This is a genomic window from Flectobacillus longus, assembly GCF_030056705.1.
Classification (GTDB): Bacteria; Bacteroidota; Bacteroidia; order Cytophagales; family Spirosomataceae; genus Flectobacillus; species Flectobacillus longus.
In genome coordinates this window covers 42099-57345 of record NZ_JASHIC010000011.1, presented here as the reverse complement: position 1 = coordinate 57345, position 15247 = coordinate 42099, and the positions used below count along the sequence as shown (strand labels likewise).

Here is a 15247-nt window from a genome sequence, read left to right as displayed (position 1 = left end):
TATGGACTGTCCTAATTGTAACACGCCTGTTTCAAACTACAACATCAACATCCAAACTGATATTGGTAAATGTGATGCTTGTCAGCAAGTATTTAAGATTTCGGAATCTTTTCAGCATACGCCTTCACAAAAATCATATTCCTATGAAGTAGACTTAACCCAAGTACCTGAAGGTATGAGCATAACGAAGAATATGGATGTGATTTCTTTACAGATAAAAAATTCCATTGGTTATGGTCTGATAACCAGCCTTCTTCCTATTTCAGTCTGGACATTTTTCTATTTTTTAGCCACCGAAATCCTCGATTGGGCATCAATGGAACGTATGGTACAATTTGTTATCATAGGATTTGCTATTTTATTCGTTGGATTTATGATTTGGTTATTTCTACAATCAATTTTTGGCGAACTCAATATCCACCTCAACAACAAAGGAGGAAATATTGAAAAAGGATTAAAAGTATTTGGTTGGCATTCCAGCTATTCATTCGATTGGAAAACGGTTTCTGGCATTGAAGAAGAAGTTAGTTATTATCAAAATAAAGACCAAGTTCAGCCATTTTACAAAATTGCCATTTATGCAAGTCAGAAAATCGAACTTGGAGATTCATTAACAGAAGATAAACGTTATTTCGTCCTTAAATTTTTACAATATTATTTAGGGAAAATTAAAACTACTGGCAAATTGTAATAGCCTTTTAGCCTTTCTATTTCTAATCAAATTCTAAGCTTAATTCTTCTATTTACATTAAACTCCCTAGCAAAAATTACGTCATACCTATATAAATTATCAATTTGATACAATAATCATTTCACCTATCGAATTGAATTCATTCATTTCAAAAACAAATGTTAAATAATATGAAAATGCTAGAAAACAAAGTAGCCGTAGTAACGGGTGGTGCTTCGGGAATAGGTTTGGCAGTAGCGATTGCTTATGCTAAGGAAGGTGCAAAAGTTGTTATTTCGGACATCAACAACGAACTCGGTGCTATTGCTGTTAAGCAAATTGAAGAGCTTGGTGGCGTAGCAACTTATATCAAGGCTGATACATCAAAAGCTGAAGAGGTAGAGGCCTTAGTCAATGGAACTGTGAGTACTTTTGGAGGTCTGGATATTATCTGTAACAATGCCGGGATTGGCGGTCAACTAGCTAACACTGGAGATTATAGCTTGGATAGTTGGAGAAAAGTATTGACTGTTAACCTTGATGGCGTGTTTTACGGCTGTAAATATGCGCTTCAATATATGGAGAAAAATGGTGGCGGAGTGATTGTCAATATGGCGTCTATCCACGGTTGGGTAGCAGCTCCAATGTCATCAGCTTACACGACTTCGAAACATGCAGTGATTGGTTTGACCAAGAATATTGGTGCTGAATACGCTCAGAAAAACATCCGTTGTAATGCGGTTTGTCCTGGGTATATTCAAACACCCTTGTTAGACCAAGCATCTGGCGACATCAAAGAGGCTTTGGCAGCCAAACATCCTATTGGCAGATTAGGACGCCCTGAAGAAGTAGCAGAATTAGTACTTTTCTTAAGCACCGAAAAAGCTTCATTCATTACTGGAGCAGCCTATTTGGTCGATGGTGGATATACTGCTATCTAATAACGACGCATACAATAAAAGAAACCCAATGCCTTTATCGGCATTGGGTTTGCTGTAATACTCCCAATTTCTAATAATGTCACTATGACATCATTAACCAGTTCATTCCATTTTCTATACTTTCAAAAAAACTTTATTCTTGTATAAAATTCTTAGTAAAATCACTTGAGTAAGTGTTATAGAGCAGGCTGTCAATACATTATGCCAGTGCGCTGGACTGTGTAAAATGAGTCCTCCAAAAAAGAAGTTGGCGGTATGTCCAAAATTCACAATTCCTTCAGATGCCATGTAAATCAAGATGGAGTTTGAACCAATCCAAATAAACGGTGCTGCCCATTTTTGAAAGCCCCAAACGTCTATAATTAGGTAGAATACAACAAAAAACCAAATTGAAAAACCACCCACTACACATACAAAGGAGCTTGACCACAATCTTTTATTAATAGGAAATGATATATCCCAAACTAAGCCGATTAATACCAAAACTAGTCCTGCAAATGCTAATACTGCTATCTTTCCAGATGAAGAAGTAAAGTATTTACTTCTTAAAAATGTAGTTGTAAAAACACCTAATAGCGCTGTCCCAATGGCAGGAATGGTTGACAAAATTCCTTCGGGGTCAAATACTTTACTATGCAATCTTCCTGGCAACAACAACCTATCGATGTATGATTCTAAGGAACCTTCCTTAGTGAGTACTCCAGCTCCAAAACCTGGTACTGGCACTAGTTTCATCAAAGCCCAGTAAAGTACCAAAATAAACACAAACCAATACACTTGTCTTCTGGTGTCTGAATTGAGATAAATAAGTCCTGCAAAAAACCACGCCAAGCCAATTCGTCCCAATACACTCGCCATACGGGTCTGTTCGTATCCATTCCATTTAAACAAACCGTTGACAACCATTCCTAAAAAAATTAGCGTAATGGTACGCTTTATCATACTCCAATACAAAGGACGTTTGATATGAAAAGGCAATTGATACGCCGATGTTACAGCCGCCTCCTGAGCTTTTTTTTGCATGGAAAAAGGCATAGAAGCCCCTGCAATAAACAAAAACAACGGAAATATCATATCATAAAAAGTTACCCCGTCCCAAGCAGTATGATGCAGTTGTTCTGACATCCACTCAAATGCTGGGATATGCGTAGTTTCTGCCAAAGCATGAATGATATGCTCACCACTCATAATCCAAAACATGTCAAACCCACGAAGCGCATCCAGCGAAATGAGTCTTAGATTTTTTGACTGATTGCTCATATATTAGTTTGTCGAAAAACGTTTTCTATTTTCTTTTGTAAAAACTCCATTGGAGCGACAGCTTGGTTGCATCAAGCCTTTGTTGGAGTTATCTGCCAACAAAACTTATTTGGCATTATTTATACGCCTCCAACAGAGCTTTTTGATACTTCAGATGAAGCTTTTGAGCCAACAAAATACTACTACCTTGCGTAGTGGTAGGGAATGATTTTTGAGTTGTAACCCATTTCCATTCCCAAGCACGAATTTGCTGGTCGAATGACTTCAAATCTGGCTCTTTGTTTTCCGACCTAGCTTTTGTTAATTCTTGAAAAAACTGCGTCCAACGTGGTTTATAGAAATCATTCAACAAACCACTCCACTGGCGGTTAGAATATTCGTGCAATGGACTGTTGGCATCGCCCCAAAGTGTTACCAAGTCTCTGGCATTTTGCTCGTACAATGCTTTTTCTTGTGGCGTTGTACCCCAAGATCTAGCAGAACTAATCCATGGTCCTAGCATAAAATCCTTACGCGTTGCCAATAGGGCATCCATATCAGAAATCAAGGTCAAAAATTCCTCAGAGTCTTTTTTGAACTGAAAAGCATTTTTATCCTTGTAAGAAATTTTCCATTTCTTCTGCAAAATTAAGGCATAATTAGCCAAAACCTGACGGGTAATATCTACCAAATCATATTGAAAACCGTCGGCATTTATCCCCTTTTTGGACGCCTCCACAAACAAATCCCAAGCTGGTAATAAATCTTGAGGAGCGTAATTTAAGCGAGTACGAGTCCAAATTGTAGTTGAATCAAAAGTAGGACGACCTGTAACAATTGACTCAGCACCATCACGAATGTCTTTGCCATTATAAACCGTTTTTCTTAATATTTGCCAAGCATCTACCAAGCTCTTGTCCTCCGTTTTGTAACGGTTTTTTGCATATTTGACCAACCACTCATTCAAATCTACAGGAGTCGTTTGCCAAGTGTGTTGCATCATCAATTCATAAATCACAGGATTTTGCTCAATTGCCTCCATGGTTAGACCTATTCCTTGCAAATTCTTTGAATTTGGGTCATTGAGCGCCAATGCTGGTCCTGATGCTACACCCTCCATTCGTCCAAATAGGTTGACATTTCCTCCAAAATTATTCAACATATTCCAAATCCACGGTTTGCCGTAAAAGGCTTCTGTTCTTTTCCAAACAGGTTCAATTTCAGTGGCTAAATCCAAAAGCAACATTTTGTCATTTGGCACAGCGTTCAACAATGCCTCGATTTGGGGAGCTTTCCAGAATTTTCTATCACTATAAAACAACCAACCTTGCATTACCCAAATACCTTTTGGGTCTGCTTGACGAATCCCTTCATAAATTCTTGCACTCAATTTTGACAAATACGCAGGCTCATCTGTTGGAGGTTCATTTTCATTGAAAGTGTCCGCCGAATACAAGTGATTTGTACCAAAAAGTTTAGTTTGTTTATCAATAAACTTCTTTCCTAGGGTGGCAAAAAGTGGATCTTCCGAATCAAGGATATAAGTATCGCCAAAGCCATTAGTCCAGTTTGTGGCTTTGAGCTTGGCGTTAGGATATTTCTTTTTAAAAGCAGCAGGTACGTGTCCTGTAAAGGCAGGCAATACAGGTGTCATCCCTAATGCTCTCTCTCTTTGGAGAATTTTGACCTGTAAATCTTTGTGTGATTTCATCCAGCTTACTGGCAAAGGACCACCCCAACCGTCGAGATTTCCCATCCAAAACCATGAGAAATAGGCAGGACCACTGAAAAAGTCTTTTAGATCATTGTCCGAAAAACCCATTTCGTTATACACTTCTCGCCATGTGAATTCTTCGCCTGTAATGGCCAATGGCATATTGATGCCGTGCATCGCCATCCAATCAATTTCTTTTTGCCATCTTTCCCAATTCCACCACGACATACTGTAGTTGAAGGTACAATAGTTGAGATAATAGCGGTATTGGTAAGGCGTAGTTTTGGTAATTTTTGCTGGAAGTTGTGGCAATTTTGAAGGCAAATCAAGATTTTCGCCATTCCATGTAATTTGACAATGACAGTACTCAGTAAGGTAGTAATACAAAGCTGAGGCAACGGAAACGCCATTATTTCCTCGCAATATAATTTTATTGTTTTTACTTTCTATTTCAAAAAGATCTTTGGGTGCAGAGGTCGACAGTGGTTCTACCACGAAAGATTGTGCTTGCTTCGGAATCACACGTGCTATGAGCGCCTGTGATTCTTTTTGATTCAGTTGTGCCCTTGTATCAGCACCTAAAAATACGCCTAGCAGGACACCAAATATTTTGAGAGAATGGTAAAATGTTTTCATCGAAGTATTAAAATTAAGTTGATAAAACAAAGCTCAAGCTTTTATTTGAGCTTTATTAAGTAGGATAGATAGTAAGATTTTGATTACCTCTGACAAGACAATAATGCTTGTCAGAGGTAAAATAAAACACTAACGCATTTTGCTATACGCTATTTCAAAATTTATGAGAGTGATTTCTAATTCAATCAAATTATGCCAATTGGTAAAAGTTATGAGTGTGAATTTGAGGTTGATTTTTCAAAACTCTACACTCATAACATATCACTTATTAATAGCCTGGGTTTTGCTTCAAGTTTGGATTCAACTGCAAGGCATTACGTGGAATTGGGAAAATTCTACGGTAAGTGTCTGTGTTGGTTTTGAAACCCCATTTGTTTTCAAATTTTCCAAAACGAATCATATCGTTTCGGTGCCAAGCTTCAAAGGCAAATTCTCTTACACGTTCAGCATAAATACCTTCTAAATCAATCGTTGAAAGCGCAGGAGAAGTTGTACGTTGAGTACGTACTTGATTAACCAATGACACAGCCGTAGCACCTGTCGTTGGCGCACCACCACGCAAAATAGCCTCAGCCTTCATCATTAAAACATCAGCATAACGGAATACAGGAATATCGTTATTTTGATCACGGTTCAATGAAGTAGCATCAGGATAGAATTTGATATTGCGATAACCCATATTCCAAGCAATTTCGTCATTTCCGACATCAAATGACGCTACACTTTGACGCAATACGATATCTGGCGTCAGATTTACTTGGTAAGTCTTCGTTTCTGTAGGGTTGCTACCTTTATAATATTGGTCATATCCCAGATTGTTGGTTGTCACTGTTACTGGAGTAACACCATCAGCCATAAACTGTAACCCTGTCAACCATTGTCCGTTACGAATATCATTAGCATCATTGAAATACGCATAATATTCTGGTAAAGTACTTGCCGAACCTGCTGGTGTATATGGCATACTAAAGCGTTTTGCCATACTTCTTGGTACTTGGTAACGAGCATGAATGTTTACCGAACGGAATGGGAAACTGTTTGTCATCGTTGGATTGTACGGAATCGCAAAGATGAACTCTTTCATTTGTGGACCATTGCTTGGGTAGAACATTTGCAAATACGACGCTCTTGGCTCAATTGAATACTTACCGCTAGCAATTACTTTATCGCAAGCTGCAATACAATCATCATAACGCTTGGTACCTGTGTAAACTTCAGCATTCAAATACATTTTTGCCAAAAGTGCATAAGCTGTCCATTTGTTCGGACGTCCATACTGAGTTACATCGTTCTCTTCATTCAAGAAAGGAATACAGGATTGGATTTCTTTTTCTATAAAATCAAATACTTGAGCTCTTGGGGTATTAGCTTTTGGTGTAAAATCACCATACAATGTATCCAGAGGAACATTACCATAGTTATCCATCATCATGTAGTAAGCAAAAGCTCTTACCATTTTGATTTCGGCAATACCTGTATTTTTAGGTTTACCAGATGGCATTGTTGTTCTCAAAATATTGATAGTTTGGTTAGAAACCCCAATAATCGTCGACATCCAGTACCAGTTACCATTCAGATAACCATTGTCTTGTGTCCATGTGTGATAGTGCATAGTTTGGTTTTGACCACCGTCAAACCAGTTACCACCACGAGCAGGCATAATACTTTCGTCGGTACTAAAAGATTGTTGTTGGAAATATTCCACACCATAATTCCCTCTCAAGGCTACGTAAGCGGGTCCTGAAGCAGAAATATATTGAGCTGTATTTGAAGGAAATACATCGGGCGTAAGTTCTGTCGTAACAGGAACATACAAATCGTGGCAGGAGAATAATGCTCCCGACATCAAAATGATTGCGAATATATGTAAAAATGTCTTTTTCATGATTTCAACTAAAAGAGGATTAGAATGATACATTAACACCTAACAAGAATGTACGAGTTTTTGGATAGAAGTTGTTGTAATCTACCCCTGGCGCAATTCCACCTTGGTTTACCTCTGGATCAATACCTTTGTAACCTGTTATGACAAACAAATTATTCACAGAAGTGTACACTCTAAGGTTTTTAACAACTCCTGTTTTCTTGAAATTATAACCCAAAGTTGCATTATCAAATCTGATAAAACTTCCATCCTCAATAAAGCGTGATGAATAGAAATAAGCATTGTAGTCTGAGGCAGATTCGTTACCTGCATCAACCAAAATATTTGAATATTGAGCAGTATTTGGTCTGAATAAGTCAGCACGAGTTGCATTGAAAATTTTGTTTCCAAATACACCACGAATAAATACATTCAAATCAAAATTGCCATATTTGAATGTGTTGTTCCATCCCAACATCAATTTTGGCTGTGCACTTCCTAGGTATTTATAATCCTTGCCATCAACAGGTGTAGTTGTCAATTTACCATCAGCACCTACAAATTGAGAAACGCCATCTGCATTTTTACCCGCATATTCCAACGCAAAGAATTGACCCAATGGACGACCAGCTTTCAAAATTTGTAACGAACGACCTGACTGACCTCCACCTTCTGGACGAGATAATAATACCGAGTCGCCACCTGCAAATAATGGATTTGTTAAGCTTGTAATTACGTTGCTGTTGTGAGCCAAGTTCAAGGCACTATTCCAAGAAAAAGCCCCTTTTTGGATTAATTTTGCATTCAATGATAATTCTATCCCTTTGTTATTGATACTACCACCATTGGCAACAATACTACCTGTTGGCACTTTGATAGGGTCAACACTGTATGAGTAAATCATACCTGTCGTATTTTTATTATAGAATTCAATCGAACCTGTAAGTTTACTTTTTGCCAAAGTAAAGTCAATACCAATGTTAGTTGTAGCGGTCTTCTCCCACTGTAAATCTGGGTTTGCTGCCTTTGTTGGACCAAAAGCACCTGTTACAGCTCCGTTATAATAGTATGTTCCTAAACTTCCTGAGATAAATTGAGAAGTATAAGCATTAAAGCCAGAAGCATTACCCGTTACCCCATAACTTGCTCTTAGTTTCAAGTCATCAAAAATGTTTTGTCCTTGCAAAAAGTCTTCTTGACTTAATCTCCAAGCTACACCAACTGATGGGAATATCCCCCATTGATTATTTGTACCAAACACAGAGCTACCATCTCTACGTACAGAAGCTTGTAACAAGTACTTGCTTTTGTAGTTATAGTTCAAACGTGCAAAATCAGATATTAAACGAGTTTCTTGGTAAACACCATCAGGACCAAAGCTAATTTGGTAACCAGAAATTCCGTAAGGATTACTCAACGCCAAGTTGTTATACCCAATATTGTCTACAGGCAAATTACTAGTCGTTACCTGAAAACCTTCACCGATTTTGTTGCTTTGCCAAGAATAGCCTACTACTGCATTCAAAGAATGGTCGCCAAATTCTCTATTCCATGTCAAGTAAGTTTCTAAAATTTTTGAAGTATTTTGGTATGAGTTACGGCTAGCTTGTCCATTTTTCCCAAAAACTTGTTGATAGTGAAATCCTAAACCTGGGTCTGGATTATCATACATGTTGTTGTAAGTAGATGTATAATAACTATTGTAAAAACTTCCTGATAGGCTATTTGAGTTAAGATAAGAAAGGTTCAAATTATAAGTTAATCCAAAAGGCAATTGCAACTCAGTTTTGAAACTTCCAATCAAATTACTGTATTTAGTATCCATTTGGCTGTTATTGATCATTGCCACTGGATTATAGTAATTGTTGTTTTGTAAGTTTTCAAAATAGGTTCCATCTGCTTTTCTAATTGGAGACACAGGCAAATACAAGGTAGATTGTAACAAAACTGTATTTCTGTAAGGAATATCCTCAGCATCACTCGTAGAATTTGTTACAGAAAAACCAAACTTCAATTTGTCTTTCAAAGCATATTGTTCTACCGACAAACGACCAATTACTCTTTCCAAAGAACTATTCAAGAGAATACCATCTTTTTTAACGTAGTTCACACTTACGCTATAGTTGCTATGTTCGCCACCACCCGATACTGATAAGTTATGGTTAGTTGAGATAGCCGTATTTTTTTGAATAGCTGATTGCCAATCTGTACTTGCACCCAAATCATCCTTATCAGTTAATCCAACACCTGTTTTTTTCAAGAAATTTCTCAACTGATCTGCATTCATCATATCTAATTTACTAGATACTTTTTCTGCACTGATGAATGAGCTGTAAGACACTTGCATTTGACCCGCTTTACCTTTTTTGGTCGTTACCATAATTACCCCATTGGCAGCACGGTTACCATAAATCGCAGTTGCAGCAGCATCTTTCAATACATCAATCGAAGCAATATCGTCTGGGGCAATTGTCGAAATGTCTGCTCCTGGCACACCATCAATTACATAAAATGGTCCTTGCGAACTGTTCAATGTCGAAGCTCCACGCATAACAACAGCAGCAGGTTTGTTTGGGTCACCACTTGCTGTAATATTCAAGCCGGGTACTTTACCTTGTAATAACTGACCCACATCAGTCATAGCACCTTTATTGAGCTCCTCAGTTTTAACAGAACTCACCGCACTTGATAAGTTTTTACGAGACTGGCTACCATAACCAACAACCGCAACTTCTGTCAACGAAGTAGCTGATTCTTGAAGGCTTAATGAAATAAATGTTTGGTTTCCTACCGCAATTTCCTTTCCATTAAAACCAATATAAGAAAATACAAGGGTTTCATTTTTAGAAGCATTGAGTGAAAACTCACCATTGACATCGGTAGTAGTACCACGTGTTGTTCCTTTTACAGCAACACTTACACCAACCAAGGGCTTTCCATCTGTTGAGGATGTAACTTTACCTTTCACAGGCGTTGCCACTAATTCCACTGGTACTAGAACAGGTGCTGATTTAAGGGGTTTCAACACGATAGTTTTGTCAACGATAGAATATTCAATCTTTTCGTTCGCAAAACATGATTCTAGCACTTCTTCCAGCTTAGCATTTTTTACTACTACAGTTACTTTATCAGATTTTTGCAATAAGTCTGATTTATACCAAAAAGTATAACCGCTTTGACGTTCAATTTCTTTAAAAACTTGTGTAACACTAGCGTTTCGAAGATTGATATTAAATCTCTGCGAAAAACTAACGGCACTTACCTGTAAACATATCGTAAGCGATAAAATAAAGGTTAGTTTCATGACCCTGTAAAGTTTTGTGGAAAAGTGCCCACGACAGGAAGCCGAAAGGCATGGCAAATCCAGCCTAATTTGGAAAATAGGATTGCGATTCATACTTTTGTTTGGGGTTTTAAAATAAGATACTTGGAAAACTGATTTTATCAAACTCCGATTTCGAGCGAAGACGTGCCAGCGTTTTCGCTTTTTCTTTGTTTAATATCTTGTTGTGAAATAAGTGTCACAGGCACTGTTCTAGTTAAAAGGATATAAGTATTAGTGCTGAATGATGAATTGTGAATGTAAAATTTTAAATTTCATAACCTTACATGCTCAGTTGATCAAATCTTATTTTGCATGATTACTTAAGTTTACAAATACAGTATTTCAGTCGACTCAAAATCGTATTTGTAATTTAATAATCTATTGATGCTCAATTTATTTTTTCACAGTGAAGCTGTTTAAACTTTCGTAATATTTCTTGAGTAAGCAATGAATTTATACTGTTTGAGCGCAGCGAGGTGGTACGCCACTCCGATTATAAATTCTTGATTTTTTTGCGGCCGCCGCTGCGGTTACTTTTTGTATCAAGGCGGGAACGCCTAGTTAAAAAGTAAGGCTAAGAATTAATGCCAAAAACTGTTTTCTGAAAAATTTAAACAGCTTCAGTAAATAGGAAATCAATTTCCACTAACGCAATTCCACCCTATTTATACTCAGTAGTCAATTTCACTTATGGGGTAATAATAATCTTTTTACCTTCAATTTTAAATTCTACCTCACTCATCGAAAGTATTTTCAGGACATTCGAAAGATTGGTATTTCTAGGAAGTTTTCCTGTAAAATGCTCGTTGGATATTTTGCCAACATACTCAATATCGACATCGTACCAGCGCTCAATTTGTCGCATAACTTGTTCTAGGCTTGCATCGTTAAATTGGAAATAACCATTTTTCCATGCTAACTCCTCCTCTATATTTACATCATTAACCGTTCTGAAAATATTACTATTTATACCCACCTTCGATTGCTGACCAGGTTGCAACACAGCCGTCTTTTCATTATTACTCACTTTTACAGAACCTTCCAGTAGCGTAGTTTTGATAACCTTTTCATTTTGGAAAGCCATCACATTAAAATGCGTTCCCAATACTTCCACTTCTTGTCCTTGAGTAATAACCTTGAAAGGCATTTTGGGATTTTTTGCCACTTCAAAGTACACTTCACCTGTCATTTCTACCCTTCGCTCGTTGCCCGTAAAAGCCGTTGGAAATCTCAAGCTAGAAGCAGCATTAAGCCATACTTTTGTGCCATCTGACAAAACCACCTGATATTGACCACCTTTGGGTGTTGTCAATGTATTGTACATTGGCTTAGCCACCGCAACCTGTCCACCTTCATAAACGACTTTACCACTTTGGGTTTTACGAATATCTGTTTCGCCTTGCTTACCCAAACTCCCATTAGCAGAATTATCTAAAACCACTTTCGAGCCATCATCTAGTGTCAAAACAGCTTTGTCTCCCCCTGGGAGCACATCGTGTTGTTCAAACGATTTTACTTCTACAATTCGGTTTTCGGTTCTTTTCAGATTAGCATTATACTGCAACCAACCAAAAAAGCCAAAGCTTATAATCAATGCCACCGAAGCAGCCATGCCATAAGTGGTTCGCCAAAAACTTGGTTCTCTATATTCTTCTTCTATCGGAGTCGCTTCTTCCTCATGATTGAAGATATTAGTCAGTATTCGCTCCGACATCCCTTCGGGCATTGGAGTATCAGAAGAAAAGTTTTTCCAAATACCCGCCAACTTCTGACCTAGTTCAGTTTCCGAACTTGCGTCTACCCACTCCATTAGCTCTTGTAATTCCTCTTCGGAACAGGAGCTTTGAAAATATTTATCTATCAAAAAGTCAATTCGTGTCGAAGGCATATCACTTCTATGGAGTTTACTCCCTTTGGATTATGGTTTTATTTAACATCCCAATGGTCAAAACAAACAACCGAAGGGCTCACGGAAGAGGTTAGCTATAAAGAAGACAATTCTCAAAAAGGATAGGACTAGTCAAATTGAAAAAAAATTAAATTATTTTTTCAATTGATACCAAAAAGCCAACGCCATCATCAAAACAGCCTGATACTTGAGGCTTTTTTTGATGGTATTAAGCGCCTGAATGATATGATTTTTGACTGTTAAGGGAGAAATGTTGAGCATTTCGGCTATCTCATCATGTTTGAGATACTGTTCGCGGCTCAACTGATATACTAATTTTTGTTGAGGAGGTAATGTATCTACAATTTGTTGAAGCAAATACTGCGTTTCTTCAAATTGGATTTTATGGTCAGTGCTGTAGTCTTCCTCGGTTTGCGTTTCGAGGTATTCGACATATAGCAAGGCTTGGCGAGCTCTTGATTTAAAAGAATTGATGGCATAATTTTTTGCCATTCTAAAAAGATACGAATCAAAAGAAATGATGTTGGCTAAGTCAGATTTATCTTTCCAGAGTTTCAAAAAAATCTCCTGAACAATATCCTCCGCCACTTCGCTAGATTCTGTAATTCGGAATAAATAGCCGTATAGCTTGTTTTTATAAGTATGAAAAATCAAAGAAAATGCCTCTTCACTACCATTAGAGGCATGAATTAACAGTTCTTTTTCATCATATAAAATCTTTGTAGCCATTCAATCTTTTATAATAAGGTCACTAATTTCAAATCGATTCCTTGTATAAATCTACTCAATAATTTCAAAAAAATATAAATTTCAGATAATTATTGTATCAAAATCATCTAATAGACGAATTATAAATATCAATAAGCGGAAACATAGTACCGAAACGCATCAAAAAACGAATAATAAACAAAATCACTTACTTAAACAACAATAGTACTTTTCCAATATTTAATCAAAATTAAGACAGAAGTATCTATATAACAAAAAATCCCCGGCAATGTTTTTCAAGTCATTGCTGGGGATTTGTGTTACAGAAGAATGATGGTGTTTATTTCTTTTTTGCCTTAGCATCCTCCAAACTAATCGCAATTCTGAAGCTCGTCTTTTTGGCAGTGTTATTTTTTACCGTAAACGTATAGTCTTTGGTCACAGAAATGGTTGCTTGATAAGGATCAGCATTAGGTTCTATTGATTCCTTGCCTAGTTCCATCATACCTTTTTTGGTATCGTCAATAAAACTCAAAGTCAATACTTGTCCCTTTGTAGCTTTGAACACAAAACTTTTACTAGCGTTAGCCTCAACCTTTTGTTCCCAAACCAAAGAGTTAGAACCTTCTTTAGCAAAATCGATACGTTTGGGAGCTTGTGCTAAAGAGGCGTTTACTACAACTACAAAAGTGAACAATACAAGAGCGGTAAGTTTGAAAATGTTGTTTTTCATGTGAGATATGTTAAAGTGTTTACAAGAAGAAAAACCTCTTAGAATGTCAAATTACAAGATTTTTTAAAAGTAAACCAAAACACCATAGAAAAACAGTGATGACAATTTGATGACAAAAAACAACAGGAAAATTCAGCGCTTAATAGGTTTTAATGGCATTAAAATTAGGATAGAATCCTTAGAAAATGTGAGTACTGGCTTGGAAGCCAGCACTAGTTGAGAGTAGAAATAGATAAAAATCTTATTCTTTTCTTTTCAGAAAACCTTTATTCTCCATGCTTGAAACTATTTCACGTAAACAACTTTGGCCATTAGGATCAGAATCCCAGTACATACTGTGTGCCTTTATGGCTACTAATGTTAAAAACTGCCAAATGTTATAGTCTCCAACCTTGACAACTTCGAAATTGATATTGGTTGGAATAATTTGTAAATTCTTGATACCAAACAACGCTGTAGCTCTTTGGGTATCATTTCTAAAATTCGTCGCCAACGCATCTGATACTGAATACACGTTTAACCATGTAATCAAACTTTCCATAGTAGGTGTTCTATCTTCAAAAAATGTTGGATAGTAGGCTTCTATGAATTCAACTGGAGTACCTATTGTAATTATTCCTTTTACAAATCTCTTTGTATTTTTACTGACAGAGCTGGAATAAGGAAAAAGAAAATCCAATGCCACCAAACTTCCAAAGCTGTAGGTATGAAAATGAATTTCAGCATTCTCATTATCCTCACTTATTTTATCTATCAACCTCTCTAAATATCCTTGGATAACTTGTTTTTGTCTCCCTTGTTCCAAATAATCATTCGCACATACGAATTCTGCAGCAAGACTTGTAAGTAATAAATTAGCGTTAGGTAATGCCAGAATTAAAATATTTACAACTGGAAAAATTACGTGTCCGTAAATACTTTTGAATTCGTTCCAAACATTTTTCAAAAATTTAATCTTAGAGGGGTTAGTGTTCAAGTAGTCTCTGATAATGCCCTCCTTTAAAATTGTTTTTATGTATAAAAAAATTTCCGATTGGAAACTATCTCTTGCGAAAGCAATAGTAGCAGGTATTAATAACAAAACGGAAAGTGATAATATTAAAAAGATGCCGAAAACATATATAATTTGCCATGGTCGACTGTAGCTTTCCCGATAAAAAACACGATAGATAATGAGAGGGAATTTTCGAAGGACAAGAAGTAAAAGCCATAAATTTCTTGTGAGTACTGACCAAGCTTTAAACTTTGTAACCAGAATATCTATGTATCTAAACTCATAAAATCTGTATATAGGCACATTTTCTTCATTCTGTTTCTCATAAATAGTAATAAGTTTTGATTCTTTTTCCTCAGCAAAAGGTGTAGACTCAATTTTTAGAGTATACTTTACCCCCAAATTTGAGGATTTAAGTTCATTCGTGAACCTTTCGACATATTTATTGAGAGACTCACTAGAAAACGACTGACCTAGGCCAGGAATATAGACTCCAATTTTCATAATCTTACCT

At 36.8% G+C, this 15247-nt stretch carries 10 protein-coding genes; 2 read left to right on the top strand and 8 right to left on the bottom strand.

Features of this window, described 5'->3' with window-relative positions:
• Position 1: 1 nt before the first annotated feature.
• Positions 2-691: a hypothetical protein gene (locus QM491_RS09110; RefSeq protein ID WP_283327194.1), complete on the top strand. Its 690-nt coding sequence runs from the start codon at positions 2-4 to the stop codon at positions 689-691.
• 170 nt (positions 692-861) lie between these two features.
• Positions 862-1611 (top strand): SDR family NAD(P)-dependent oxidoreductase, encoded by a 750-nt coding sequence (locus QM491_RS09105; protein WP_283327193.1) that lies wholly within the window; start codon positions 862-864, stop codon positions 1609-1611.
• A gap of 114 nt (positions 1612-1725) precedes the next feature.
• On the opposite strand, the gene QM491_RS09100 is transcribed toward QM491_RS09105, so the two are convergent.
• From QM491_RS09100 to QM491_RS09065, 8 genes are all read right to left on the bottom strand, one after another.
• Positions 1726-2871, bottom strand: a complete 1146-nt coding sequence (locus QM491_RS09100; protein ID WP_283327192.1) for an acyltransferase family protein — start codon at positions 2869-2871, stop codon at positions 1726-1728.
• 115 nt (positions 2872-2986) lie between these two features.
• On the bottom strand, positions 2987-5200 hold the full coding sequence (locus QM491_RS09095) for an alpha-N-acetylglucosaminidase (protein ID WP_283327191.1): 2214 nt from the start codon (positions 5198-5200) through the stop codon (positions 2987-2989).
• 268 nt (positions 5201-5468) lie between these two features.
• Entirely contained in the window at positions 5469-7085 is a 1617-nt protein-coding gene (locus QM491_RS09090; RefSeq protein ID WP_283327190.1) for a RagB/SusD family nutrient uptake outer membrane protein, read from the bottom strand.
• A 19-nt stretch (positions 7086-7104) separates the two neighbouring features.
• Positions 7105-10368, bottom strand: a complete 3264-nt coding sequence (locus QM491_RS09085; RefSeq protein WP_283327189.1) for a TonB-dependent receptor — start codon at positions 10366-10368, stop codon at positions 7105-7107.
• 709 nt (positions 10369-11077) lie between these two features.
• Positions 11078-12277, bottom strand: coding sequence for a FecR family protein (locus QM491_RS09080; protein ID WP_283327188.1), 1200 nt, complete (start codon positions 12275-12277; stop codon positions 11078-11080).
• Between the two features lie 153 nt (positions 12278-12430).
• Positions 12431-13027 (bottom strand): RNA polymerase sigma factor, encoded by a 597-nt coding sequence (locus QM491_RS09075; RefSeq protein WP_283327187.1) that lies wholly within the window; start codon positions 13025-13027, stop codon positions 12431-12433.
• A 319-nt stretch (positions 13028-13346) separates the two neighbouring features.
• Positions 13347-13739, bottom strand: a complete 393-nt coding sequence (locus QM491_RS09070) for a hypothetical protein (RefSeq protein ID WP_283327186.1) — start codon at positions 13737-13739, stop codon at positions 13347-13349.
• A 241-nt stretch (positions 13740-13980) separates the two neighbouring features.
• Complete coding sequence (locus tag QM491_RS09065; protein ID WP_283327185.1) at positions 13981-15237, bottom strand: hypothetical protein; 1257 nt, start codon at positions 15235-15237, stop codon at positions 13981-13983.
• Positions 15238-15247 lie beyond the last annotated feature (10 nt).